The organism is Allomesorhizobium aridi (assembly GCF_043769475.1).
Taxonomy (GTDB): domain Bacteria; phylum Pseudomonadota; class Alphaproteobacteria; order Rhizobiales; family Rhizobiaceae; genus Allomesorhizobium.
The window spans coordinates 454,429-479,530 of the sequence record NZ_CP171729.1; the positions used below are offsets into that span (position 1 = coordinate 454,429).

The window sequence follows — 25,102 nt, forward strand, 5'->3', positions numbered from 1 at the left end:
TGAGAGGGGCCATCCACCTACGGAGAAATATCATGATATCGAATGTCTGCGTGCTCGGCGCGGGCCGCATGGGCTCGTCCATTGCTCGGGCCTTTCTGGACCGCGGTTATCCGACTTGGGTGTTTAACCGCACAGCGGCAAAATGTGCGCCCCTGGCAGCGCTGGGGGCGAAGGTCGCCACCTCCGTCGAGGACGGAATTCGGGCGGCCGACGTCGTGATCGTCAATGTTCTGGATTATGCTGCGAGCGAGGATTTGCTGAAGCAGGATGGCGTCGCCTCCGCCTTGGCCGGCAAAGCCGTCGTGCAACTCACCTCCGGCTCTCCACGGCTTGCGCTGGAGGAAGCACGCTGGGTGGAGGCGCATGGCGGCGGGTATCTGGATGGTGCGATCATGGCCACTCCGGATTTCATCGGCAAACCCGAGACCGCACTGCTTTATTCAGGTTCCCGCGATATTTACGAGACGCACAAGCTCCTGCTTTTCGCGCTCGGCGGCGCCACGAGCTATGTCGGAGAAGTGCCCGGCCAAGCCTCCGCCCTGGACACCGCTCTGCTCACCCAGATGTGGGGCGGGCTGTTCGGAGCACTTCAAGGCATGGCTGTCGCCGAGGCCGAAGGGATCGGCCTGGAGACGTTCAGGAGCCATCTCTCTGCATTCAAACCAGTAGTGGATGCCGGTCTGTTCGACCTGGTCGATAGAACAAAGGCGAGCCGTTTTGCCGGTGACGACGCAACGCTCGCCTGGCTGGGTGCCCACTACAGCGCGTTCCAGCACCTGCTTGAGGCTTGTGAGGAGCGAGGGCTCAACGCGTCCATGCCCGAGGCCATGGACACGATCTTTCGGCAGGCGCTTTCACAAGGCGGTCCGGGAAGCGATTTCGCATTACTTGCCCCCTTGTTTCGAAATGGCGGTTTACCGCGTACAGCCACGGAGCAGGCGAATGCGTAGCAGCCAAACGAGACAAACCGCGACCTGCTCGTGCCGGGCCGTGGAACTTGTCTTCGCCGGAGAGCCGCGACGCGTCTATGCGTGCAGTTGCCTAGAATGCCAGCGCTGCACCGGATCGGCCTTCTCCTATCGCGCCATCTATGCGGATTCAGCCGTCGTGAGCAAAAAAGGCGAGACCAAGTCCTGGCGGAGAAGCGGCTCGTCAGGACGGTGGCTGGAACAAACCTTTTGTACTGCCTGCGGATCGGTCGTCTTCATGCGGGCTGAGGCCATGAAGGACGCGCTGTCCGTATCGGTCGGCTGCCTGGAGGATCGAGATTTCCTGGCCCCGCGAATGCTCCATTGGCCCGATAGAAAGCACCGCTGGCTTTGCCTGGGAGGCGTGCCTGATGCGGGTTCTTCTTGAGTCTGGCAGGCGTGGTGCGGCTCCGGCGACCACCTGGCTCCTGCCGAAGTGGTCGCCTACGCCACAGGCGCCGCGAGGAGCTGTTCGACGAACCGGAAGGCAGCCGGACGGTTCTCCTCCCAGGTCGGCAGGATCTGGTCCGGCGGCAGAATGAAACCACCCTCCTGGAAGGTGCGCGGCCTGAGTTCGACCGTGAAGGACGGTATGCCGTAGGTCCCGTACGTCCAATCCGTTGTGTCGCCTGCGGTCGGGTAGAGTTCGGAAGACGGCTGCGGGACATAGATCTTGCCATGCACCCCCTGGATCAGGATTTGCATTTCCTGGGCCATCCCCACCATCTGCTCCCGATGCTGCACGTCCGGGACCGGCTTGTCCGTATAGCCCCAGGGGTAGAGAATGAGCTGAGAATAGCTGTGATAGGTGATCACGCCGGCGAAGCGTTCGCAGCCTATGAGATCGCGGACCGCCTGTGTCTCCGGCTCGGAGAAAGCGCGCGGGCCGACATAGGTCTCGTCGCTCGGCACGTGGCTGGAGGTGGGCACATCGAGGATGCCCCACATGTAGCCATAGTTGCGGTTCGGGTCGACGCCGAACGAGCCGTCTTCGTTCCTCCGGCGGTTCTTGCGCCAAAGCCGCTCTTGCGCCCGGCTGTGTTCATGGCCGTCCGGGTTGACCATCGGGGCGACCCAGACTTCGCCGCTCGTCAGCCAGCCAGCGATCGGCGCCTCGTCGGCCCGCTCGACGAGTTCCTTCGCGAGCAGAAAGGGCACCTCCACGGCGATCCACTCGCGCGCATGGTGGCAGCCCATGAAAAGCACCTTGGGAACGCCTCCGCGGCGATCGCCGATCCGCAAGGCCAGGATGGGCCGGCCCTCGATGCTTCGGCCGATCTCGATCAGCTCGGCGATGTCCGGCCTCGCTTCCGCGAGCTGCCGCAGTTCCTCCTCCAGAGTGGCTGCCGAGTGATACTGCTCCGCCGCCTCGGCCGTGGTGAAGGCGGAAAGGTGCCGCTCCACATCTTCGAGCTGCTCGACGACGTAACCCATGCTGGACAGGCGGTCCAACTGAGCCTCGTTTCCACGTAGGATCAGGTGATCCGGCTTGACCTCCCAAACGTCGATGCCCAGCGGCGTCCGAAGAACGTCCCCGAGCGGCTTCTGCGGTCCCGAAGACGTGACCTTGGCGATGAGGTTCATGCGACCATTCCTCCGTTCGATAATGCCAGGCTTCAGCGACCCTCCGGTTGCCCGTCGAGGCGATCGGACCAGGGTGCGCCGCTTTCCAGGTCGGTGATCGTGCGGAGGCGCTCGACACCAGCTATTCGTCGGCGCTCGAGCTCGGTTATCGTCTGCTCGGAGGCAGCCGCCACGAGGGCATCAGCTTCCCGTTCCCAGACATCAAGGCTCAGTGGAATCTTCAGGAGATCGTCGACTGTGCGACCCACGACTGGAGTGAGGCGAACCAGCCAGCGGACCGTCTCGCGTCCCGCCATATCAGGTGCTCCTCGGCATGCTTGCAGCCTACCGGGATTTTACTCACTCCCGAGGTGAGCTGCAACGCCGCGCCCTCCAGACGGAACCGATCGGGTCGCGTAGCATTAGAAGCGCTCGTCTTACTCAGGATCGATCGCGATTCGCGCGAAAGCTTCGGGCGGAGCATCGTTGGCAACCATCAGATCCCGCATGAGAAGCGTCATTGCGCGTTCGATCTCCGGGGAGGAAAGCGGCGTGGTCTGCCCTGGATCGTCAACGAGATCGTAGAGGCGCGTCTCGTTCTCGAGCAGCGCCCCGGGACCGTAATTGTCGAACATGGGCGAGCGTTCGGTCACCGGGATTTTCAGGACCGGCGCTCCCTTTGTGAAGGGCAGGGGGTCGGCAAGCGACGCCTGGGCGAGTTCTTCCGGCGTGAACGGCTCCCAGATATGGGTCGGCATCAGCGTATACTGGTAGAGCTCCTGCGAACGGGGGTCGGGCGGAAAACGGTGATAGGTGTAGCGCCCGTCCGTCACGTTGATCGCGCCGCCGAAATAGCCGAACAGCGCTCCTTCCCGGACGGAGCGATCCGCCTCGATCAGCGGCACGAGCGAGTGGCCCTGCATCTCGGAGGGAGCCGCCACGTCGAACAGGTCAAGGAATGTCGACGCAAGGTCGATCGTCTGGGTAAGCGCCGCGCGCCGCCCGCCGGCACCGCTCGGCCGGTGCGGGTCGTGCACGAAGAGCGGGATATGCACGATCTCCTCGTACATGTTCATCCGGTTCTTTGCCCAGAAATCATGCTCGCCGAGAAGGAAGCCGTGATCGGTGGTGACGACGAGCGCCGTGTCGCGCCAAAGGTCGTGCGCGTCGAAATAGTCGAGGAGCCGTCCCATCAGGAAATCGCAAAGCGCAACGACGGCGTAGTAGTTGGCGCGTAGCTCTTCGCATTCCTCCGGCAACTCGTCGACGCGGCCGTAGCGCGGCCAGTCGCGGATCGGCCCATTCCAGCCGGTCCTGAATTTCTCGCGAAATCGCCCGGGCGCGGTGAAAGGCTCATGCGGGTCGAACGTCTCGATCTGCAGGAGCCAGTTGTCCGCCGCCCTGTTCCGGTCGAGGAACTCTAAACCGGCGGCGAGGCATTGCACCGACGGGTATTCGCTCTCTTTTTTGATGAACTCGCGGTTGACGATGTTGCGGCGGAACTTATTGCGTGCCGCATGGCTGAACTGCCGCTCATGGTACATCTCGCGCAGGCGCTCCCACGGCGGCTGCACCATGGCTTTCCACGGATCGCCCTCCTGCCCGCGGATGAAGTCGTAGCTGTCGTAGCGGGTGTGGTAGGTGGCGCCACCATCCTCGAAATAATGGAAGTGGTCGGTGACGAGATGGCTGTAGATGCCGGCCTTGCTCAGCAGCTCGGGAAAAGAATTGTCGAACGGCTCGAGCGGCCCCCAGCTCCTGTGCAGGAAGCTCAGCCTACCCGTCTGCATGTCACGGCGCGCCGGCATGCAGGGCAGGCTGCCGACATAATGACGATCGAAGGTTGCGGCCCGCTCGGCGAGGCGGGCGAAGTTGGGCGTCGGCACGCGCGTTCCGCCATATGGGGCGAGCAAAAGGCGGTTGAGCGAGTCGAAAAGAACGAAGACAGCTTTCATCGCACCTGACCGGCCATCACTCGGAGCTGCCAAACGCTACATGCCGTTTGACTGTGTCGACCAGTGCCGGCGTCGCGGCGAGAATCTCGCAGCCTTCCGTCAGGTGCGCGGCCGCGAAATCATTCGTCCAGCCTCCCGATTCGCGGACCAGGAGCAAGCCGGCCACGGCGTCCCACGAATTCATGTGGCGCTCCCAATAGCCGTCGAAGCGCCCCGCGGCCGTATAGGCGAGGCCGAGCGCCCCGGAGCCGAGCCGCAGATATTCACATCCTGCCGAAAGCAGCGCATCGACCGCGCGAACATGCTCCGCGACCGGCCGGCGATAACTGAAGCCGATGCAGATGCGCGCTCGCGTCGGATCAGTTTCGCCGCTCACCTTGATCGGCCGGCCGTTGAGAAAGGCGCCGCCGCCTTTTCTAGCCGAAAAGAGCTCGGCCGCCGTTGGATCGTAGATGATCCCGAGCGTCAGCTCGCCGTCGACGACAAGCCCAACCGAGACGCACCAGAATGGAACGCCGGTCAGGAAATTGTGCGTGCCGTCGATCGGGTCGATCACCCAGACGGCAGACGCATCCGGGTTGCGGGACCCGCGCTCCTCGCCGAGGAAGCCGTCTTCTGGAAACAGACGGCTGAGGCTGGCGACGATGAGGTCCTCGCATTCGCGGTCCGCCTCGCTGACTAAATCTTGCGCGCCTTTTCGATCGATGCTGAGTAGCTCGCGCCGGGCAAAATGGCCGGCGGCGAGCCGGCCCGCCTCGCGGACGACAGCTTCCGCCGCTCGCAAACGGTTATCGAGGAGGGTCGGCTGCAGTTGAGTCATGGCGAGATGTCCTCAGCCGGTCTGGCCGGTTTGTTTGACGAGCCGCGCGATGAACGGCACGTCGTCACCAGAGATCGAATCGATCAGCCCGTCGGCAATCCATCGCACGATATTCGGCAAGAGGTCGCGGCCGCCGCGCCAGTATTCGGCGAGTTTGTCGGGGCGGGAGAGGCTGAGCCGAATGCTGAAGCCTGCATCATGCAGTGCTTGCGCGTCGTCTGGGTGGAACATGTCCAGCTCGATCGAGACCGAGGCCGCGCCGCACGCCTTCAGCACCCCGACGATATCAGCGTGGCGGGCGTGTGTGATCGCTTCCGTCCGGAGGCCCGGATGGCGCTCGACCGCACCCTTCAGCACCACATGGTCGAAGCTGATGACGACGACGCGGTCGAGCGTGCCGGTTGTTCGCAGCAGGGCCGCCACCCGATCGACTGCGAGGTCCGGCTGCTCGGCCTCCTTGATCTCCAGCACGATCCCCATGTCGTTCGCCTTCGCCCAATCGAGCGCTTCGGCGACAGTCGGTATCTTCGTCCCAGCGAAAGCGGGATGGAGCCGCACGCCTGCATCCAGCCTGCGGACTTGCTCCAGGGTGAGGTCGGCCGCGAAGCCGTGTCCGTCCGTCGTCCGGTCGACGGTCAGGTCGTGCAGGACGATCAGCTCGCCGTCCGCAGTCAGCACGACATCGATCTCGACAGTGGTCGCGCCAGCGGCCTTCGCCGCCTCGAGCCCAGGCAGAGTGTTCTCCGGGTAGTGGAGACTGTAGCCGCGATGGCCGCAGACATGGACACGACCCATCTCGCGGGCCAGGAAGCTGAAAACCATGTTCAGTCGGTCCTCCCTCGTTATGTCGACGCGCTTCTCTACCGCCGCGCCTTGACAGTTTCGCGAACCACCAGCTCGACCGGGAAATAGATCGACACCGGTGGCGCATCCGGATCGGCAATGCGCCGGTCGAGGATTGACACGACCTCCTTTGCGATACGGTGGGGATCTTGCCGCAGCGTCGTCAGCCTGTAGGAGGTCCATGCGGCAATGGGCACGTCGTCGAAGCCGATGACCGAGACGTCGTCGGGTACGCGCAGGCCTGCTTCGCGCAGGTGATCGAGCGCGCCGAACGCCATGAGATCGTTCACGCAGAAGAGAGCGTCGGGCGCCGGTCCGCTTGCCAGCAACCGGCGCGCCGCTTCTCGTCCGCCATCGTAGTCGGAGTGACCGGCGCGCACGATACTCGGCTTGAATCCGGACGCGACGGCGAACCCGGAGAACGCCTGTTCGCGGGCGGCCAGGCTCGGGCTCGGATCCTCCTTGTTGATCACGGCGAAGCAGGAGGCTCCGGTCAAGGATAGAGCCTCGAAGGCCTGCTGCGCGCCGTCCACGTCGTCGCAATGGACGCTGTCGAGGCCGGTCTCGGCGCGGTTTATCAGGATCAGCGGCTGCCCATTTTGCCGCGTCAGCTCGACCATGCTCTCCGGCGGCGAGCCGGAAAGGAAGACCGTCGCCTCAGCCCGGTAGCGCAGCAGCTGCCGGCTGGCATTCGCCATATCTTCCGCCGTGGTACCGATGTTGATGATCGCAGGCACGTTGCCGCGCTCGATCAGCGCCTGCGATATCGCGGCGATCATCTGCGCCCGGAATGGGGAATCGGCGTCGGAGGTTACGAGCCCGACCAGTAGGCTGCGATTGGCGAGAAGCCCCCGGGCGAGATCGTTGACCTGGTATCCGAGAGCCGCCGCCGCCTCATGCACCCGCGCCAGCGTTTCCGGCGCGATGCTCGCGCCGGGCGTGAAGGCGCGCGACACAGCGGACCGAGACACGCCCGCCCGCTCAGCGACGGCCTGGGCGCTCACGAAGCGGCCCTGGCCATTGTCCTTGCCGTCAGACACGGCCGAATCCTCCCACTGGACATTCTCCCAAGCCCATTCATAATCGTGTTGCACAGCATTGCAATAACATGACGACGCGGTGAAGCGTGTCGCAACCGGGAGGATAACAGGATGATTCACTGGAAGAGTGGAACTGCCGCAGCGCTTCTGAGCGCAATTCTGGTGGGCGGCTCAGCGGCCGTCTTCACGACAATGCCGGCATCTGCGCAGGAGACCGTGAAAGCTCGAGCTCTGGTCGCGCCAGGATCCGTCCGGGCCGTTGCGCGCCGGTAATGTGGTCAAGGCTGCGGAGCGGCTGAACAAGGAGCTCGAGACCGAAGGTTCGCCCAAGCGCGTCGAGGTCGCGGTGCGCGAGAGCCCGGCGAAGGGGTTCGACGACGACGCGCTGCAGCTCCTGAAAGTGTTCGGCATCGACCAGGGCCCGGACATGTTCATCGCTGCGCATGAATGGGTCTGCGCCTTCCAGCAGGACGGCTTCGTCCTCAAGCTCGACGACTACATCGCCAAATATCCGCAGCACTTCGGCACGATCTTCCCCTCGCTCTGGTCGTCGGCAAAGTGCCCGGACGGCACCTACGCCATCCCGCAGGACGCGGAAGCGCGGATGTTCTTCTACAACAAGAAGCTCCTGCGCGAAGCCGGATACGATGCCGCCTTCGTCGACGCTTTGCCCGAGCGGGCGCTATCCGGCGACCTGACGATGGATGAGCTCATCGATATCGCCAAGCAGGTGGTCGACAAGACGAAGGCCCAATACGGCATCCTCCACCGGCCGAACAAAGGCCCCGACTACATCATGGCTTTTAATGCCTACGGCAACGACTTCGTCGATCCGGCGAGCGGCAACCTGCTCCTCGAGCGCGACAAGCTTGCCGCGGCCTTCGCCTGGTTTGAGCGCGCGGTGAAGGAAGGGGTCATCGCGGCCAATAACACGGCGATGGAATTCGACGCACTGCGCAAGGAGTTCTACACCGGCAATGCGGCCTTCTGGATGTATGGCATCTGGGACCTCGGCAGCGTCGCGTTCCCGACATACGGGCTCCCGAAGGACGAGAAGGGCTTCTTTGCCGACTGGGGCTGGGTCGCCGGGCCGGCAGCCGCGAAGGGCGGCTCGCCGGTCAGCCTGACACATCCGATCGTCTATGCGATCTCTGCCAGTACCAAGGAGCCGGAACTCGCCGTCCGCCTGCTGGGCCATGCCTCGGCGGCCGATCTCAATACCGACCACGCGGTCACCACGACCCATATCGGCATCAAGCCTGAGCAACTCGAAGACCCGCGCTATGCCGAGGCCTGGCCGCTTGCCAAGGCAACCGAACTGCTCAAGATCACAAAATTCCTGCCCAACAATGCGCAGTTCGGCGAGCTTAACGGCATCATCTATGCCGCGATCCAGGGCATAGAGTCGGGGCGGCTTTCGGCGGACGATGCGGCTGAATTCGTGATCGACGAGGCGTCGGCGAGCCTCGAAGATGTCGTCGTGAAGTAGCTGCGATCCGAGTCGCGACGGTCGGGATCGGCCGTCGCGACGAGCGGCCAAGCGATGACGACGACAGCAGATGAACTAATGATCGAGCGGCGCGGTCCGCGGTCCGCGACCCGCAGGCGCGCGAATTTTTTGATCTTCCTCGGCCCGGCGATCGTGCTCACGGTTCTCTTCTTCATCGTCCCCGTGCTCATTGACATCGTAGTCTCCTTCACCGATCTCAACCGCTCGCTCCGCATCACCGGGTTCACCCTCGAGCAGTACGAGAAGATTTTCCGCGGTGACCGCCGGCTGACATCGGTCATCGGGCTGACCTTCATCTACGTATTCGGCACGCTGGCGATCTTCAACGTGACCTTCGGCCTGATCCTCGCCGTCGCTACTACGTCGCTCAGAAATGTGTCCGGCAGCTTCTTCCGGGGCGTCTGGCTCTTGCCGCGGATGAGCCCGTCGGTGCTCTACATCTTGCTCTGGCTCTGGGCGGTGAGCCCATCCGAAGCAGGCCTCGTCAACCAGGTTCTCATGCAGGGTTTCGGCCTCGACGCGCCGCTCGACCTGCTGACGTCCGCCCCAATCGCGCTCATCATCATCTCAAACGGCTTCATCGGCGCCTCGATGGGCATGATCATCTTCACCGCCGCGATCCGTGGCATTCCCGAGCACCTGTTCCACGCGGCGGCAGTGGACGGCGCTGGCACCTTCGCGCAGATACGCTTCATCACGCTGCCGGCGCTGCGCTGGCCGATCAGCTTCGTGACGATCTACCAGACGCTCTCGCTGCTGGTGAGCTTCGAATACATCCTGCTGCTCACCAGGGGCGGTCCGTTCTACGACACGACCGTCTACGCGCTCTACGTCTACCGCCGCGCCTTCGAGAGCGGCCAGTACGCGTATGGCGCCGCACTGGCGCTCTTTCTCATCATCATCGGCGTAGCCGTCGCGCTGCTCGGCTGGCGCTTCTTCGACATGGAGCGCCTGCTCCAGCGCCCGCGCATCGAGGTGCATTGATGACAGTGAAAGCAATCCCAGCGGTCTTCTCGGCACCCGAACCCGTAGTCGATTGGGATGCGCTGGCGGCACGGGCGCGTGGGCTCCGCCGCGCCAAGGCGGTTGTGCTCTATGCCTTCCTGATCGCAGTCTCGCTGCCGATCATCCTGCCCTATTTCTGGCTGGTCACCATCGCTTTCTCGGCCAAGACCGGCGTCGCCGAGACGGCAGTGCTCTGGCGTTCGATGGCGGTGGTAGTGCCGACGGTCATCGCGCTTTGGCTCGCCGCTGCGTTTGCACAAAACCAGCGCCAAATGTGGATCGGCCTGGGGGTTGTCGCTGCGGTCGCTGCCTTTGCTTTCGCCCTGCTGGTCGGCCCCGATCTGCACATCGGCAATTTCATCTTCCTGTGGGAGCCGGACTTCGCCTCGGTGGTGCGCTCGCGTGTCGGAGAAGTCAAAGGCGCGGTTCAATTTCCCAATGTCTGGCATGCCTTCGGCAACTCGATCCTGATCGCCGGAACACAGACGGCCATTGTCGTCACTGTGGCCTCGCTCGCCGCCTACTATCTGTCGCGGTTTCAGTTCCCCGGCCGTTCCGCGATGCTGCGCTCGCTGCTGGTGCTCCACGCATTCCCCGTGCTGACGCTGATCGTGCCGATGTTCCTGATGCTCTACTGGATAGGGCTCCTCGACACGCTTACCGGCGTCATCCTGGTGCTTGTCGCATTCGAGCTGCCTTTCGCCATCTTCATCATGAAGGGCTTCTTCGACGCGGTGCCGTGGGACATCGAGATGAGCGCTCTCACCGACGGCGCGTCGCGGCGGCAGGCGTTCCTGAGCGTCGTGCTGCCGCAGGTCAGGAACGGCATTCTCGCCATCGCGGTCTTCACCTTCATCCGCGGCTGGGAAGAGTACATCTTCGTGTTCACGTTCCTGATCAGGAACACCAACTGGACCATGAGCCTCTACATGTACTGGGTGCGCGATGACGTCATGGGCGTCGACTACGGCGTCGTCTCGGCGGTCGGCGTTTTCTACCTGGTCCCGAGCCTCATCCTCTATCTGGCCGCGCAGCGCTACCTCATGCAGATGTCGATCGGCGGCGTGAAGGGCTGACTGCGATGGCGAAGATCGAATTCCGCAACGTGGTGAAGCGCTTCGGCGATGTCGAGGTGATCCCGGATATGAACCTCATCATCGAGGATGGCGAGTTCGTCGCACTGCTCGGCCCTTCCGGCTGCGGCAAGTCGACGAGTCTGTTCATGCTCGCCGGCATCTATGTGCCGAGCGGCGGCGAGCTGCTGTTCGACGGCCATGTCGTCAACGAAGTCGAGGCGCGCGACCGCAACGTCGGCATCGTCTTCCAGTCCTACGCGCTCTATCCGCATATGAGCGTGCGCGACAACATCCTGTTCCCGCTGCGCTTCAACAAGACACCACGTGACGAGGCTCTCGGCCGGGTGAAGGGTGTCGCCGACCTCGTCCGGATCGCGGAACTGCTGGAGCGCAAGCCCAGCGAACTGTCCGGGGGGCAACAGCAGCGCGTCGCGCTGGCCCGTGCGCTGGTGAAGGAGCCGCAGCTTCTCCTCCTCGACGAGCCGCTCTCCAACCTCGATGCGACGCTCCGGCTTTCCATGCGCACCGAGATCAAGTCGCTGCAGGAGAAGCTCGGCGTGACGACCGTGCTGGTGACGCACGACCAGATCGAGGCGACGACCATGGCCGACCGCATCATCTGCATGCACGCCGGCCGGGTCGAGCAGATCGGCACGCCGGACGATCTTTACCTGAGGCCGTCGAGCCTGTTCGTGGCTTCCTTCATCGGCTCGCCGCCCATGAACCTGATCGCGGGCGAAGCCCAGGGCGGCGCGGTCGTCGTGAACGGTGCCAATTTTCCGGCCGAGGGTGCATCGGGGGCTGTAACCGTCGGACTGCGGCCGGAACACCTCAGGTTCGGCGACTCCGGCTTCGCCGGCCATATCGTGCAGATCGAGCCGATGGGTCGCGAGATCCTCTATGTCGTCGAAACCGCCATTGGCATTATTCGCGTGCTCGAGCAGGGCTCGTCAGCCGCTCACGCGACAGGCGAAAAGGTGAAGATCGGCTTCTCGCCGGAGAATTCGCTTGTCTTCGAGACGGCGCACCAGAAGCTCCTCGCCGGCGCACATGTCCGCGCGCCGGCTTGACACCGCCGGGCAAGGGCTGGCTTGTCGCACCAGCGTTTTTAATTGATGCGATTGGCTTGAGCGGTAGAAGGAGTGTCAATGGCAGCTGTCGAAATCGTGGATCAGATGTTGGGCACGCCTGTAGCGGTCGAGGGGCCCCATGGCCCGATCCGGCTTAAATGGCACAAACTGCGGACGCGCCTCGCCGAGGCTCCGTTCAAGCGTTCGAACCTTGTGCTCGGTTGGCAGCTCGGGGCGAGCCTTGAGGTCGACATACTCCCCACCGCCGATGGCCGCTTCGTCGTTGTTCACGATCCGACGCTCGGTCCCTCTACGACCGGCCACGGCCTCGTTTCGGGTATGCCGATCGCATCGATGAAAGGGCTTTTCCACCGCAACGCCGATGGCGACGGCGATCCCGATGCGCCGGTTCTGTCGCTCGCCGAGCTGCTGGCCCCGCTTCGAACTCTGCCGAGAGCGCCGACGGCCAATCTTCAGCTCGACCTCAAGATTGTCGGCGGACGCCGCCCGCCCGACAGTGCGGTCGCTGACGCGGCAGCAGTCACCGGCATTGAGGGCATCATCATCGGATCACATCATCTCGACGATGCACGCCGTCTCGCCGCTGCCATCCCCGGAGCTCGGCTTGGCTATGATCCGATGCTGGCAGTCTCCCGCCAGCCAGGCCTCCGCGATCCGGAGCGCCTCCTGCGTCACATCGAGCGTCGCATGGCGGGCGTGACCCTCGCCTATCTCCGGTTCGACGCCATAGTTGCCGCCGAAAAGCGGGGCTTCCCGCTCGTTGCGCGCCTGCTCGACCTCGGTATCGAGACCGATGCCTGGACGGTCAATCCCGGTCGCGGCATCAGCGACGCCATCCTTAGCATGCTCGTCGAGGCGAAAGTGCGCCAGATCACCACCGATGCGCCCAGCGAGATCTTCCGGCTGATCCGCTCGTTTTAATAATACTCACACTATGACCGGCGGCCGCCCTCAGCCAGTCGGAACAAAGGCTGTTACTTCAGCAGCCGATTCCGGAAGGATTGGGTATCTCGCGGCGGGTATCTTCAACTCGCTCGCGCGCAAGTCTGCGTAGCGAAAACCGGCAAAAGAGCCACAGCCAGCGGTCATAGTGCATCCCGACCACGGCGCGCTGGTATGGGCCGTGGCGGTACGGCCGGTGGAAGTAGCCGGGGCATTTCAAAGCTAAAAACCGGCGGTCTCGCGCACCTCGATCGCCCCCATCCGAGCGAGCGAGTCCCGCTCCGCGATCTCCATCGCCTCCGCAAGGTTCTTCGCTTCGATAAGCAGGAAGCCACCCAGATGCTCCTTGGTCTCTGCAAAGGGCCCGTCGCTCCAACTCGCCTTGCCGGCACGAATGCGCAATGTCTTTGCGGTCTTTGGATCGGCAAGGGCGTTGGAGGCGAGATAGTGGCCCGATCGTTTGAGCTCTTCATTGGAAGCCAGGGACTCCTGGTCGATCTCGGCCCATTCCTCCTTGCTGGCGGCGTCAGCAAGGTTTTGATCGATGTAGAAGAGACAAAGGTAGCGCATCCGGTTCCTCCATGGTGCCATCGATGTTAGTCGCAGTTGGAGACCGCGATTCGACAAAGCGCGGAAGAAATTTCCGCCAGTTCCGGTTACCGCACGCTTCGGCGATGCTTTTGACAGGCGTTGGTCTTTCCGAACGCTCTCCCGAACAGCGCGGCATCATCGTGAAGGTCGGGATAAGACGCACTGAGGCAGGTGGAAAGCTCGGCAACCCTACCCCATGAGCCGGAGGCCAAAGACGCCGTTCTCTCCACTACGTGGGTGACGTCACCCCCTGTCAAACAATGGTTGGGCCGATCCATTTCCCCCGCCTAGGGGGAGATACCCACCGCATTCGCCAGCAATCTTTCACCGAACTCCGGCTCGCCTTCCTGCCGTGCCCGGAAATGGCTCGGCGCATGCCCGAGCACCCGCTTGAAGGCGCGACTGAAGGAAGCCTCCGAATCATAGCCTAGCCGGCGGGCGATGACCGCGATCCGCATGCCGTCCCGGGTGAGCCATTGCCGCGCCTGGTGCATGCGGACTCGGGCGACATAGCGCGCCGGGGTGTCGCCGACGATTTCGGAGAAGCGCTGGGCGAAGCCTGAGCGCGACGCGCCCATGATCCTGGCGAGCGCCGGCACGGTCCAGTCGCGGCTCGGATCGAGATGGATCGCCGCGAGCACCCGACCGACCTGCGGGTCCCTCACCGCGGCGATCCAGCCGGTGGCGTCGCCGCAGCCGTTCTCGACCCAGGCCCGCACGATCGTCGCCGCGAGCACGTCGGCAAGGCGCGCCAGCATGCCGCCGGACCCAACGCGGTCGCTTGCCACCTCGCGCACCATCGCTTCGAGGAGATGCGGCACGTTGGGCTCGTTCTTCACTAGGTCATGGGCGCGCATCACATCCGGCATCAGCGCCAGCAGCGGGTGCAGATTGTCGAAATTGAAGCGCATGCTGCCGCAGAAGAGCAGCGAAACCGGCCCGTCGCCGAAGCAGGACACGTCGAAGATGTTCCCGCAGAGCGGCCTGACCTCGAAGCGCTCGATCGGCGTGGCCGGCACGCCGGGGGCGCTCGCCAGAATATGCTCGGCGCCGCGCGGCACGAGCACGGCGTCGCCTGGCTTCAACTCGATCCATTCCCGTGACGGGGTGAGCAGGAAGCAATTGCCGGCGCCGACGAAGTGGAAACGCGCGGCTGACTGCGCCGGAAACAGGATGCCCCACGGCTCGGCCATGACGCAGCGGCCGTAATCGACGCCGTCGAGTCTCAGGCCGCGCATCATCTCGGTCAACGGGTCGCCGGCTTCCAGCATCAATGGTTTGGACGAATGGTCAAGCATTGTGGCTTTTCTAACATGGAAACTCCAGAAGGCCAAAGCCTATCTAGGCAAGGACCTGCCACTGGAGAATACCCATGTCCGAAGTCATATCCGCCGTCGAGCTGGACGCGCCCGCCGATGAAAACGAACGCGCCGAACCGCTATGGGCGGCCGTCGTCTCCCTATCGCTCGGCGTGTTCGGCCTGGTGACCGCCGAGTTCCTTCCTGCCAGCCTGCTCACCCGCATGGCGAGTGATCTCAACATCACCGACGGCGCCGCCGGCCAGACGGTAACCGCAACGGCCGTCGTCGGCGCCATCGCCGGACTGACGCTCGCGATCTTCACCAGAAGCATTGACCGCAGGCTGGTGCTGTGGACGCTGACGCTTCTGCTCGTGCTGTCGAGCCTCATGGCCGCGACCGCCACCGGGCTCACCACTCTTCTATTGGCGCGGGTACTTCTGGGGATCGGGCTGGGCGGCTTCTGGTCGATGGCGGGGGCACTCACGATGCGCCTGGTGCCTGGCCGGCTGGTGCCTCGCGCGATGTCGATCGTCTTGACCGGTGTTTCCGTCGCCACGGTCACCGCCGCGCCCGTCGGCGCCTATATCGGCGATCTATGGGGCTGGCGTGCGGCTTTTGCCCTCTCCGCCGTGGTCGGCGTCGTGGCGCTGGCGGTGCAGCTCGTCACCATGCCCAAGCTGCCGCCGGTCGCAGTTTCCAGCTTCCGGACACTGTTCGATCTGTTGAAGCGGCCCCAGCTCAGGGTTGGACTCATCGCCCTGCTGCTCGTCATTTCCGGACACTTTGCCGGCTTCACCTATGTCCGGCCGTTCCTGGAAAGGGTGCCGGAGCTCGACATCGAGGCCATCTCGCTGGTGCTGCTCGCCTACGGCATCGGCGGCTTCTTCGGCAACTTCGCCGGCGGCTTCGTCGCCGAGCGAAGCATCAAGGCGGCGGTTGCCCTAGGAGCGCTGGCGATCGCTGCGATGGCGCTTGTCATGGTCGCTTTCGGAGGCTCGGGCATCCTGTCCGGCGGGGCAATTGCGATCTGGGGCTTCTTCTTCGGATTCCTGCCGGTCGGCTTCCAGAGCTGGACGGTGCGCGCAGCGCCCGACCATGCGGAAGCCGCCGGCGGCTTGCTGGTGACCGCCTTCCAGATCGCGATCACCGCCGGCGCGATATTCGGCGGATTACTCGTCGACGGCTTCGGCCCGCTCGGCGCGGTCACCTATGCCGGACTGGCGGCGGCGCTGGGTGCGGGGATCGTGCTCGCGTTTGGCGGGAAGAGTCCGGCGGAGGGGCGGTAGGGCAGCCGCAGAGATTCAGCGCCATCTTCAGTGCCCCTTTCTTCCTGCTGCTGATCCTGAACATGCCGCTGGTTGGGCTATTGCGCTGGGGGACATACCGCCGCGCCCAACAGCCCTGCTCAGGCTTCAAAATGCCTGGTCAAAGAGATCGAATTTCTGCAAAGCAAAATTTAACCATATTTGTCCATCCTTGCTCGATCAGTCGTTCAAGATGGGGACAATCCGGACGTCACGCAGCTGCGGTCGCTTGCCGACCTGAAGACCTTGCGGGATTTGCTGGCTTGGTATGCGTTTGTGAGTAAAGTCGTCCTTTTGCGGTCAATGCGCCGCATGTTGCGTCCACTGCTGGTCACTTCTTTCGGCACTGCCTTTGCAGCCGTAGCCGTGTGTTCGGTGGCCGGAACGGTCGGGTTGGGCAGTTCCGTTGTTTCCGGTCCGTCCAGCTTCTTGCCCAAGCCACCGTTCGACCCAGTCCAAAAGCTGCAGCCGCGAGTTCCGGACAGACATGCGGTAGCCGGCAAGGCGTCCAGACTGTCCGCCACCGCGGCTCAGGCCCTAACGGCCGCTAGCGTATCTGCTGGCAACCAGCCCTTCATGACCGCGAGCCTGTCCGCCGGCAACACTCTCCCATTGGCAGCGAGCTTTGATGCCGCCGCGGCGAAATCCGCTCGCCTCGAAGCATCTGAAGAGTCCGAGCCGAGCGGCGCCGTGGCGCGATTCGACGAAGTCGTGAAGAAGGCCGCGCTGACGCCGGAGAAACTCGCCAGCCTCTTTGAGAGATCTCGTGCCGCCAAGGCGCACTGGGCGACCGCAAAGGCCGGTGCGCCTACACAGGAGCGGTTTGCGCCGGCGCCCACCAACAAGACGGCCCTGCCCATGCTGGCCTATGCCGACCCCTCTCCGAGCGCTGCCGGCGCCGCATTGTCGGCCCTGCTGGCGAGGTCGTCGGACGAAGACCTAGCCGGGTCCGAGGATCCGAACTTGGACATCGAGGACGCCGCCGCCCTGCCGGATTTCGAAGACCTTGAGGCCTATCCCGTACCGCAGCCCCGCCCGCGTTACGAGCGGGCCAGCAAGCCTGCCCCGGAGACCCGGAAACCCGAAGTCGGGCGGACCCAGGACCCGGCTACGCCTCAGGCCGTGGAACGCGAAAAGCCGAAGCCGCGCAGACAGGCTTATGCCCTGCCGTCCGAGCCGGCGGAATCGGGATCCCGTGGGGGCGGGATCGGCAAGTCGCTCAGGAGCCTTTTCGGCGGCGGTGCCAGGGCGGGCGGCGGCGTGGCCGTCTACGACATCAGCGCCGCCAAGGTCTACATGCCCGACGGGACCGTGCTGGAGGCCCATTCCGGCATCGGCAAGATGGCCGACAACCCGCGCTACGCGCATGTCAAGATGAACGGGCCGACCCCGCCGCACATCTATAACCTCAAGATGCGCGAAAAGCGCTTCCATGGCGTCGAGGCGATCCGCATGCTGCCCGTTGACGGCAGGAACAAGCACGGCCGCGACGGTTTCCTCACCCACAGCTACCTGCTGCGCGGCGGACGGGCGGAATCGCATGGCTGCGTCGCCTTCAAGAACTACGACCGGTTCCTCACCGCCTTCAAGCAGGGCAAGATCAAGCAGCTCGTCGTGGTGCCGAGCGGCGGACGAGGAACCATGCTTGCCTCCAACGGCAAGCGCATCTGACCGGCACAGCCCCTTCCGAGCCTGGACACTCCCTCCGCTGACGCGGTGAATACACGCCCTCCACCGCTATCGGGGGAGCACAGCCTTGTGGAAGTCGGCAATCAACCGCCGCGAATGAGCAAAGATCCTGAAACGATCTAGTTTCCCAGAACCAGGCGGGCATTTGTCAGAACAGTCGGAGACCATTGTCGTTCCAGAGGGTTATATCCTGGCGCTGGTTGATTTTCACGACGAGCTGACGAAGCCTCAGCCCTGCGGGCCTTGCGCCGGATCGCCGCCCATCAGCCTACGGCGAAGAGCATTTGAAATATTGTCGAATACGAAGACGACGATGAGGATGAGCAGCACCATATAGGCGACGTTCTCCCAGTCGGAATTGGTGCGCATTGCTTCCCAGAGCTTGAGGCCGATGCCGCCGGCGCCGACCGCGCCTATGATGGTCGCCGAGCGCGTGTTGGATTCCCAGAAATACAGCGACTGGCTGAGGAAGACCGGCAGGACCTGCGGCACCACACCGTAGCGCTGCACCAATGACGGCGCCGCCCCTACCGAGCGGATGCCTTCGCGCTGTTTGTCGTCGATGTTCTCCAGCGTCTCCGAATAGAGCTTTCCGAACGTGCCGGTGTCGGTGAAGAAGATCGCCGAGATGCCGGCCAGCGGCCCCGGCCCGAAGGCGCGCGTGAAGAACAGCGCCCAGATCAGCATGTCGACCGAGCGCAGGAAATCGAACAGGCGCTTGGCCACCTGATTAGCGATGCGGCTGCGCGTGATATTGCGGGCTGCGGCGAAGGCCAGCGGGAAGGCGAGCAGGCTGGCGAACACCGTACCGACGAACGCCATGACGATGGTCTGCAGCAGCTTGGTCCATACGTCGAGATGCTGCCATTCGGAATTGTTGAGGATGTTGTCCCACGCCAGCGCCGGGTTCGATCGCTTCGGATCGATGCGCTCGCCGGACACGATCAGCGAGAACACCTCGTCGGCCGGCCTGCCCCAAAAAGGCGAATTGGTGTCGAAGACGAAGTTCGCCCAGCCCCAGAAGCGGTGGCGGATCTTGATCTCGTCGTCTTCGATCTCGGCGCGGCCCGGAAAGCCGAAACGTACGATTATCTTTGCTCCCGGCGCTTTCTGCTCCGCCCAATCGGGCAGCGGGCCCCGCGCCGTCACCGACTGGCCCTGGATGATGTCGGCCACCAGCGTTTCCGATCCGCGCGTCACGATGACAACACCCGGAACAACGTCGATCAGACTGCGGGTGCCGATCTCCACGGTGGCGCGGACGGTTTCTTCCTGGCGTATGGCCGCGCCGCCGGTCGCCGGAGAGGGCGCGGCGGCCGCCGAGCTTCCTGTCGGCGCCGGCTTGCCGCCGACGGTCCCCAGGAAGCTTCCCGCCGAACCGCCCGCACTGGAACTGGCGGCGTTGCCGGCTGGCGCCGCGACGACCCGCTCGACCATCGCGGTTTCCCTGGTCAGCCAGCCCGGATTGCCTCGTTCTCCGACCGGATCGAAGCGTGGGAACGAGATTTCGAGATGGTTTTCCTCGATCCCGATGGTCGGCCGGACCTCATACGTCACCCAGTCGGCGAGATAGGCCCCGGCGATGTCCCAGTTTCCATTAGCGAATACAGCGCCGATGGCGAAGAACCACCAGGCGAATGCTAGGTAGGCCGCGACCCCCAGCCCGATCGCCCAGCCGGCCAGCCGCTTGCGCAGCGAGCCTGCAAAGACCTGCGGATGGCGGGCGGCGATCTCGTCGACCTCGGAAAGCGAAAGTATGGCCATGGATCAGCCTCCCCGGCCGAAGGCGAACGCCTGCTCACCGACAAGCCTATGCCGCAGCCAGGCGGAAAACTGGTCCACCGCGATGATGGTGATGAAGAGCAGCAGCACGATGGCCAGCGTCTTGGCCTCGTGCGTTTGGCTGATCGACAGCCGCAGCACCTCGCCGATGCCGCCGCCGCCGACGGCACCGATGATGGTCGAGGCGCGGACATTGATTTCGAGGCGCAGCAGGCCGTAGCTCAAAAAATTCGGCATGACCTGCGGCACGATGCCGAACCACACCCGCTCGAGCCGGTTGGCGCCCGCCGCGCGCAGGCCCTCGTCGGGCCGCATGTCGGCATTCTCGACCACCTCGAAGAACATCTTGCCGAGCGCGCCGATGGTGTGGATCGAAACCGCGATGATCGCCGGCACCGCGCCGAGCGACAGCACGGCGAGGAAGAAGCCGGCAATGACTATTTCGGGGAATGCGCGCAGCACTTCCATGAAGCGCCGTACGAAAAAGCGCAGCCAGCGCTGTGTGACGACATTGGAAGCCGCCAGGAAGCAGAGGACGAAGCCGATCGCAAAGCCGATCAGGGTGGAGACTAAGGCGATGTTGATCGTCTCGAGCATCTTGTAGAGATATTCGGGAACGTAGAACGTCTCCGTCAGGTACATGCGGCCTTCGGGATAATTGTATTTGAGGCTGCCGTCGTCGTAGGGCGAAGGCAGGTCAAACATGGCGCGCCAGATCTCAAAGCCGTCGCGCGGCAAAAGCTGTCCGACGAAATCGAATAGATGGGGCAGGCGGTCCCAGAATTTGCCGGCGTTGCTCTCATTGGCAAACCAGAGCGAGCCGCTCATGGCGACGATCATGAACAGCAGTCCGCCCACGGTATAAAGCCTGCGGCGGCTCGCGAGTTCGCGCCAGTGCCGCTCGACCGCCAGCCCGGTCTCGGAAAGTGTCACGCTCATGGGGATTCCTGCAAAGGCGAGAACGCGCCGCGGAGATGCCGCGACGCGTTCCGGCTGACTGATGGCTCAGCTGCCAATCTGCGCTTTGCGTGCGTCAATGATCGGCTGGTAGAACTCCGGCGTCACTTCGGTGTAACCGGTGTAGTCGCCGCCCTGGATGGCCGAGAAGCAGGCCGGGTCCGATTTCGGCAGATCGACCATGAATGCTTTGAACTTGGTCTTCATGTCCGCGTCCATCGACGAGCGGACGACGATCGGGCCGTTCGGGATCAGCGGCGATTTCCAGAGTTCGACGAGATCGTCCATGTCGAGGATGCCCTTGCTCACCATCTTGGCGAGATTACCCGACGTATAGCCGTCCTTGAAATCTCCAACGCCCGAACCCCAGGTCGTACCGGCGTCGAAGGTGCCCTTCAGCACTTCGAGGACGAGGTTCTCGTGGCCGCCGCCAAAGCCGGTCTCGCCGAAATAGTCCTTCACCGGCGTGCCGCCGAGCGCGGCTGGTAGGGTGACGGCGGGGACCAGATAGCCCGAGGTCGAATCCGGATCGGCGTAGCCGAGCTTCTTGCCCTTCATGTCTTCCAGCGTCTTGATGCCGGAATCCTTGCGGGCCACCATGATCGCATAATAGCCGGTGGAGCCGTCGGTCTGGACGGTGGTCAGGATGGGCTCGACCGCTTTCGGGTCTTCGAGATAGACCTTGGCGTAAGCCGAAGCGCCGAGTTCGGCATAGTCGAGCGTGCCGCCGAGCAGGCCCTGGATCGTGCCGTCATAATCGGCTGCCGGAAACAGCGAAACCTTTTCGACGCCGAGCGCGCCGGGCAGCTTGTCGATCATGCACTGGAAATTGCGCAGGCGGTCTGCCTCGTTCTCGCCACCCAGAATGCCGATGCGGAATTCCTTCAGGTCTTCCGCCTGTGCCGCGCCGACCGACATGGCGACGAGCGAAACTACGCCTAGAAGTGCTTTTCTGAACATGATGTCTCTCCTGTTGTCATCCGGCGTGCGGCCGGTCGCTGATAGTGTATTTGAGTGGCCCTTGACGGGGGTGATGCGATTGCAGCCTCAGGCGTCGGCGAGAGCCGGCTTCAGCATGGTCCTGGCTGCGATCTTCCGGGGTTTTTCGCCGCGGATGCTGGTTGAGGTGATCGCCTCGGAGATTTCGGCCCCGTCGCTGTCGGCGCCATAGACCATGCGGACGGCCTCGCGGGTGAGTTCCTCAGGCGCGCCGTCGAACACGACCTTGCCGCCGGCCATGCCGATGATGCGCTCGCAATAGTTCCGCGCCGTGTCGAGCGTGTGCAGATTGGTGATGACGGTGATGCCTTCGCGCAGATTGATGTCGCGCAGCGCGTCCATCACGACCTTTGCATTGAGCGGATCGAGCGAGGCGATCGGCTCGTCGGCGAGGATCATTTTCGGCTGCTGCATCAAGGCTCGCGCGATCGCCACACGCTGCTGCTGGCCGCCGGAAAGCGTACCCGCGCGCTGCAGCGCCGTCTGTGCAATGTCGAGACGCTCCAGCGCCGAAATCGCCATGGCGCGCTCTTCACGCGAGAAGATGTTGAGGAGGTTCAACGCTGTCGAGCGGTGATTGAGGCGGCCGAGCAGCACATTGGTTAGAACGTCGAGGCGCGGCACCAGATTGAACTGCTGGAAGATCATTGCGCAGTCGCGCTGCCAGCGCCGCAGCGTGGAGCCGCGCAGGCTGGAAACCTCCGTGCCGGCAAAAAAATCGACCCGTGGCTCGGGTCGATGAGGCGGTTGATCATGCGCAGCAGGGTGGATTTTCCGGCGCCGGAGCGGCCGATAATACCGACCATCTGGCCCTGTGGGATTTCTAGCGCGACACCGTTGACGGCGACAGTCTTGCCGAATCGGCGCGTGACGTTGCGGATTTCGAGCATGATGACTTCCTTGCGACGGGGGCTTTTCGCATTTGCAGGCTTTCGCCTAAGCCAGCCGCATGAACGGGGAATGTCGGTTCGATGTCAGTTTCGTTACATTCCACAGCCCTCCGGACGCTGGCGGCGCACTTCGGGAAAATCGCCACCGCGCACCGGAACACTTCGAGTATCCGGTCGTTCTAGCCCATCATCCAAAGCGGCCTCTTATGAAAGGAGAGTCTGATGTCGATACGCTTGGCGACTTTCACCGCTTTATCGGTCATGCTCGCGGTGCCGGCCTTCGCCGACTGCCGGGAGGAACTCACGAAGCTCGAGCAGCCCGCCGTCACCGCCGAGACGGGTGCGGCAACCAGCGAGTCTGGCACCGCGACGAAGCATCAGGAACAGGTTCTGCAAGGCGCCCAGGGAACGAGCACGGAAACCACAGGATCTACCGGAGCTGCTTCCGATCAGGTGGAGGCCATCTCGCCTCACCAGGAAGAGGTGACGGGCGGAGCCACCGACGATGATGCCGATCAGGTGGCGATGCTGATGACCGAAGCCCGCGAGATGGCGGATGCCGGCGACGAGGCCGGCTGCATGAAGAAGGTGACGGAGCTCAAAGACGTGATGGGCGCTGAGTGAGGACGCGCTTCACCTTCTCCTCGCTGAAGGGGAGAAGGTGCTCGAAGGTTGAGGTTGCGCCGCTTATCCGCGCGGCGGATCGAGGCGCACGAAGCGCCTGCGAAACCAATCGCGTAGCATTTTCTTCTCGTAGCCGAGGCGTCGGTCGCCATAGATCGAGCCGGCGCCCCAAAGATAGGTCATGTCGGTGACGTTTTCCTCGGCGCGCACCAGCAGCTTGCCGCGATCGGCAAGCGCATAGCGCAGCCTGAACCGGGGCGGCGTGACGTCGCGCATGATGCGGACATTGCGCAATTCGAAGCGCCAAGGCTCGTATTGGCCGGCAAGATCTATGTTGAGCACCTCGATGCTGAGGACCTGTCCGTCCTTCAGGTAGCGCTTGCCCAGATAGTCGAAATAGGATTCAACCTCCCTCAGCACGCCCGACCGTGGGCCGGCGTAGCGATCACCGATGTCGCGATAGCGCTCCGGATTGACGAAGGTAACATCGACGGAGCCTGCTGCCTCAACGGAAAGCGGCGTCGCGGCGAGCACGCCAAGCGCCATTCCAGCGGTGATGATGATGCGACGCATGGCATCCTCCTAATGCGATCGGGCGATGCTACACCCGCGCTGGCACGCTCGCCAATGCGTGTCGCTTCAACTAGGGGTGATAAGTTCGAAGTTCCTCGTGCTCCTGCGGTCGATCCTTGCATGAGGACTGCATGACTACGGGGAGTGCCACGGCCGCGCTGCAATATTCGTCGCGCGACGTAACGGTGGATCGCGTGAGCGGCAGGGGTCATCGAGGGCAACGCCTGGATATTGGGCCCGCTCACACTGCGGCGGTGTCAGCCGCCGTGCTTCTCCAAAAATGCTTCGGCCGAAAGCGCGCGGAAATCGTCGAGCGCCGAACGCAATTTCGCATGATCCCAGTCCCACCAGGCGAGCGCCTGGTAACGCTCCGCCGTCCTGCGGTCGAAGCGCTCGCGGATCGGCTTAGCCGGCACGCCGCCGACGATCGTATAGGCCGCTACATCCTTCGACACGACTGCACCTGCGCCTACCGCCGCACCGTCGCCCACGGTGACCCCCGGCAGTATCGTCGAGCCATGGCCGAGCCATGTGTCATGGCCGATGATGACGGCGTTCGAACGGCGCCATTCGAAGAAGCCGGTCTCGTGCTCCGCGTCATCCCAATAGTCCGATGCGCGGTAGGTGAAGTGATGCAGCGTCGGCCGCCAGGTCGGATGGTTGGTGGCGTTGATGCGGACCGCTGCCGCGATGTTGGCGAACTTGCCGATCGTCGCGCACCAGACGCCGCAGTCCTGGACGATATAGGAATAGTCGCCGAGCGAGGATTCGAGGAAGCGCGTGCGTTCGCCGATTTCGGTGTAGCGGCCGAGCGTCGAGCCGGCCGCGTCCGCCGTCGGATGGACAGTCGGCTGCTCCGAGAGTTTTCCGCTCATGCCGCGATCTTTCCCGCTGCGAATTCGGTGACGTCGATGATGCGGTCGGCGACCGCCTCGCGCACATCCTGGTCATGGAAGATGCCGAGCAGCGCCACGCCGGTGGCCTTCTTGTCGGCGATCAGCTCGATCACGACTTCACGGTTCCTGGCGTCCAGCGACGCCGTCGGCTCGTCGAGCAGCAGCACCGGATGCGGCGTGATGAGGCCGCGCGCGATGTTGACCCGCTGCTGCTCACCGCCGGAGAAGGTCGCCGGCGGCAGCGCCCAAAGCTTTTCGGGCAGATTGAGCCGGCCAAGCAGCTCGCGGGCGCGATCCTGCGCAGCGGTACGCGTTTCGCCGCGCGCCACCAGCGGCTCGGCAACCACGTCCAGCGCCGAGACCCGTGGCACCGTGCGCAGGAACTGGCTGACATATCCGATCGTGTCGCGTCTGATCTGCAGGATGGCGCGCGGGCTGGCCTTCGCCAGATCGACGAGTTGGCCCGCGTGATCGACGATGATCTGGCCCTCATCGGCGGAATAATTACCGTAGAGCATTTTCAGGATTGAGCTCTTGCCGGCTCCGGACGGCCCGCCGAGCACGGCGCATTCGCCTGCCCTGATCGAAAACGACACGCCCGTGACGACCGGCAGCCGGATGCCATCGCGCATATGCATGGCGAAGCTCTTGGCGAGCTGCGAAACGACGAGCGGAGTTGCCAT

24 protein-coding genes and 1 pseudogene are annotated in these 25,102 nt (G+C 63.7%); 10 read left to right on the forward strand and 15 right to left on the reverse strand.

Annotated elements, in window-relative coordinates:
* The first annotated feature begins 32 nt into the window (after positions 1 to 32).
* The gene (locus ACG873_RS04100) at positions 33 to 950 is read left to right on the forward strand and encodes an NAD(P)-dependent oxidoreductase (RefSeq protein WP_394890561.1); all 918 of its coding nucleotides are present in this window, start codon (positions 33 to 35) and stop codon (positions 948 to 950) included.
* Entirely contained in the window at positions 943 to 1,356 is a 414-nt protein-coding gene (locus tag ACG873_RS04105) for a GFA family protein (RefSeq protein WP_394890562.1), read from the forward strand. The genes ACG873_RS04100 and ACG873_RS04105 overlap by 8 nt, the downstream gene beginning before the upstream one ends.
* 56 nt (positions 1,357 to 1,412) lie before the next feature.
* Here ACG873_RS04105 and ACG873_RS04110 read toward each other — a convergent pair whose 3' ends face one another.
* From ACG873_RS04110 to ACG873_RS04135, 6 genes are all read right to left on the reverse strand, one after another.
* Complete coding sequence (locus tag ACG873_RS04110; RefSeq protein ID WP_394890563.1) at positions 1,413 to 2,552, reverse strand: M14 family metallopeptidase; 1,140 nt, start codon at positions 2,550 to 2,552, stop codon at positions 1,413 to 1,415.
* A 32-nt stretch (positions 2,553 to 2,584) separates the two neighbouring features.
* Positions 2,585 to 2,848, reverse strand: coding sequence for a hypothetical protein (locus tag ACG873_RS04115; RefSeq protein WP_394890564.1), 264 nt, complete (start codon positions 2,846 to 2,848; stop codon positions 2,585 to 2,587).
* A 120-nt stretch (positions 2,849 to 2,968) separates the two neighbouring features.
* Positions 2,969 to 4,486, reverse strand: a complete 1,518-nt coding sequence (locus ACG873_RS04120; RefSeq protein WP_394890565.1) for a sulfatase — start codon at positions 4,484 to 4,486, stop codon at positions 2,969 to 2,971.
* Positions 4,487 to 4,502: 16 nt separating this feature from the next.
* On the reverse strand, positions 4,503 to 5,306 hold the full coding sequence (locus tag ACG873_RS04125; protein ID WP_394890566.1) for an inositol monophosphatase family protein: 804 nt from the start codon (positions 5,304 to 5,306) through the stop codon (positions 4,503 to 4,505).
* Between the two features lie 12 nt (positions 5,307 to 5,318).
* A complete protein-coding gene (locus ACG873_RS04130; RefSeq protein WP_394890567.1) occupies positions 5,319 to 6,128 on the reverse strand; it encodes a glycerophosphodiester phosphodiesterase in 810 nt (269 codons plus the stop codon).
* A gap of 38 nt (positions 6,129 to 6,166) precedes the next feature.
* Entirely contained in the window at positions 6,167 to 7,189 is a 1,023-nt protein-coding gene (locus ACG873_RS04135; RefSeq protein WP_394890568.1) for a LacI family DNA-binding transcriptional regulator, read from the reverse strand.
* A gap of 259 nt (positions 7,190 to 7,448) precedes the next feature.
* Here ACG873_RS04135 and ACG873_RS04140 point away from each other — a divergent pair, with 259 nt between their 5' ends.
* The 5 genes from ACG873_RS04140 to ACG873_RS04160 all read left to right on the forward strand — a co-directional run bounded on the left by ACG873_RS04140 (position 7,449) and on the right by ACG873_RS04160 (position 12,792).
* A complete protein-coding gene (locus ACG873_RS04140) occupies positions 7,449 to 8,678 on the forward strand; it encodes an ABC transporter substrate-binding protein (RefSeq protein ID WP_394890569.1) in 1,230 nt (409 codons plus the stop codon).
* Between the two features lie 54 nt (positions 8,679 to 8,732).
* Complete coding sequence (locus ACG873_RS04145) at positions 8,733 to 9,683, forward strand: carbohydrate ABC transporter permease (protein WP_394890570.1); 951 nt, start codon at positions 8,733 to 8,735, stop codon at positions 9,681 to 9,683.
* Positions 9,683 to 10,780 (forward strand): carbohydrate ABC transporter permease, encoded by a 1,098-nt coding sequence (locus ACG873_RS04150; protein ID WP_394890571.1) that lies wholly within the window; start codon positions 9,683 to 9,685, stop codon positions 10,778 to 10,780. The genes ACG873_RS04145 and ACG873_RS04150 overlap by 1 nt, the downstream gene beginning before the upstream one ends.
* A gap of 5 nt (positions 10,781 to 10,785) precedes the next feature.
* The gene (locus ACG873_RS04155; protein ID WP_394890572.1) at positions 10,786 to 11,850 is read left to right on the forward strand and encodes an ABC transporter ATP-binding protein; all 1,065 of its coding nucleotides are present in this window, start codon (positions 10,786 to 10,788) and stop codon (positions 11,848 to 11,850) included.
* Positions 11,851 to 11,928: 78 nt separating this feature from the next.
* Positions 11,929 to 12,792, forward strand: a complete 864-nt coding sequence (locus ACG873_RS04160) for a glycerophosphodiester phosphodiesterase (protein WP_394890573.1) — start codon at positions 11,929 to 11,931, stop codon at positions 12,790 to 12,792.
* Positions 12,793 to 13,035: 243 nt separating this feature from the next.
* On the opposite strand, the gene ACG873_RS04165 is transcribed toward ACG873_RS04160, so the two are convergent.
* Positions 13,036 to 13,383, reverse strand: a complete 348-nt coding sequence (locus ACG873_RS04165) for a YciI family protein (protein WP_394890574.1) — start codon at positions 13,381 to 13,383, stop codon at positions 13,036 to 13,038.
* Positions 13,384 to 13,691: 308 nt separating this feature from the next.
* The gene (locus ACG873_RS04170) at positions 13,692 to 14,702 is read right to left on the reverse strand and encodes an AraC family transcriptional regulator (RefSeq protein ID WP_394890575.1); all 1,011 of its coding nucleotides are present in this window, start codon (positions 14,700 to 14,702) and stop codon (positions 13,692 to 13,694) included.
* A 74-nt stretch (positions 14,703 to 14,776) separates the two neighbouring features.
* Between ACG873_RS04170 and ACG873_RS04175 the strand changes: the two genes are divergently transcribed.
* Together ACG873_RS04175 and ACG873_RS04180 are read left to right on the forward strand one after the other, a co-directional pair.
* Positions 14,777 to 15,991 carry an MFS transporter gene (locus tag ACG873_RS04175; RefSeq protein WP_394890576.1) on the forward strand — a complete coding sequence of 405 codons (1,215 nt, stop codon included), beginning with the start codon at positions 14,777 to 14,779 and terminating at the stop codon, positions 15,989 to 15,991.
* 594 nt (positions 15,992 to 16,585) lie between these two features.
* Complete coding sequence (locus tag ACG873_RS04180) at positions 16,586 to 17,680, forward strand: DUF2778 domain-containing protein (protein WP_394890577.1); 1,095 nt, start codon at positions 16,586 to 16,588, stop codon at positions 17,678 to 17,680.
* Positions 17,681 to 17,926: 246 nt separating this feature from the next.
* Here ACG873_RS04180 and phnE (ACG873_RS04185) read toward each other — a convergent pair whose 3' ends face one another.
* The 4 genes and pseudogenes from phnE (ACG873_RS04185) to phnC form a co-directional block, all read right to left on the reverse strand.
* Positions 17,927 to 19,462: a phosphonate ABC transporter, permease protein PhnE gene (gene phnE, locus ACG873_RS04185; RefSeq protein ID WP_394890578.1), complete on the reverse strand. Its 1,536-nt coding sequence runs from the start codon at positions 19,460 to 19,462 to the stop codon at positions 17,927 to 17,929.
* 3 nt (positions 19,463 to 19,465) lie between these two features.
* Positions 19,466 to 20,419: a phosphonate ABC transporter, permease protein PhnE gene (gene phnE / locus ACG873_RS04190; protein ID WP_394890579.1), complete on the reverse strand. Its 954-nt coding sequence runs from the start codon at positions 20,417 to 20,419 to the stop codon at positions 19,466 to 19,468.
* A 66-nt stretch (positions 20,420 to 20,485) separates the two neighbouring features.
* The gene (gene phnD / locus ACG873_RS04195) at positions 20,486 to 21,397 is read right to left on the reverse strand and encodes a phosphonate ABC transporter substrate-binding protein (protein WP_394890580.1); all 912 of its coding nucleotides are present in this window, start codon (positions 21,395 to 21,397) and stop codon (positions 20,486 to 20,488) included.
* Between the two features lie 87 nt (positions 21,398 to 21,484).
* Positions 21,485 to 22,326, reverse strand: a pseudogene (phnC, locus tag ACG873_RS04200) (phosphonate ABC transporter ATP-binding protein).
* Positions 22,327 to 22,548: 222 nt separating this feature from the next.
* Between phnC and ACG873_RS04205 the strand changes: the two are divergent.
* Positions 22,549 to 22,950 carry a hypothetical protein gene (locus tag ACG873_RS04205; RefSeq protein ID WP_394890581.1) on the forward strand — a complete coding sequence of 134 codons (402 nt, stop codon included), beginning with the start codon at positions 22,549 to 22,551 and terminating at the stop codon, positions 22,948 to 22,950.
* Between the two features lie 63 nt (positions 22,951 to 23,013).
* On the opposite strand, the gene ACG873_RS04210 is transcribed toward ACG873_RS04205, so the two are convergent.
* The 3 genes from ACG873_RS04210 to phnL all read right to left on the reverse strand — a co-directional run bounded on the left by ACG873_RS04210 (position 23,014) and on the right by phnL (position 25,102).
* On the reverse strand, positions 23,014 to 23,523 hold the full coding sequence (locus tag ACG873_RS04210; protein ID WP_394890582.1) for a DUF3016 domain-containing protein: 510 nt from the start codon (positions 23,521 to 23,523) through the stop codon (positions 23,014 to 23,016).
* A 257-nt stretch (positions 23,524 to 23,780) separates the two neighbouring features.
* Positions 23,781 to 24,398, reverse strand: a complete 618-nt coding sequence (locus ACG873_RS04215; protein ID WP_394890583.1) for a DapH/DapD/GlmU-related protein — start codon at positions 24,396 to 24,398, stop codon at positions 23,781 to 23,783.
* On the reverse strand, positions 24,395 to 25,102 hold the full coding sequence (phnL, locus tag ACG873_RS04220) for a phosphonate C-P lyase system protein PhnL (protein WP_394890584.1): 708 nt from the start codon (positions 25,100 to 25,102) through the stop codon (positions 24,395 to 24,397). Before phnL ends, ACG873_RS04215 begins: the two co-directional genes overlap by 4 nt.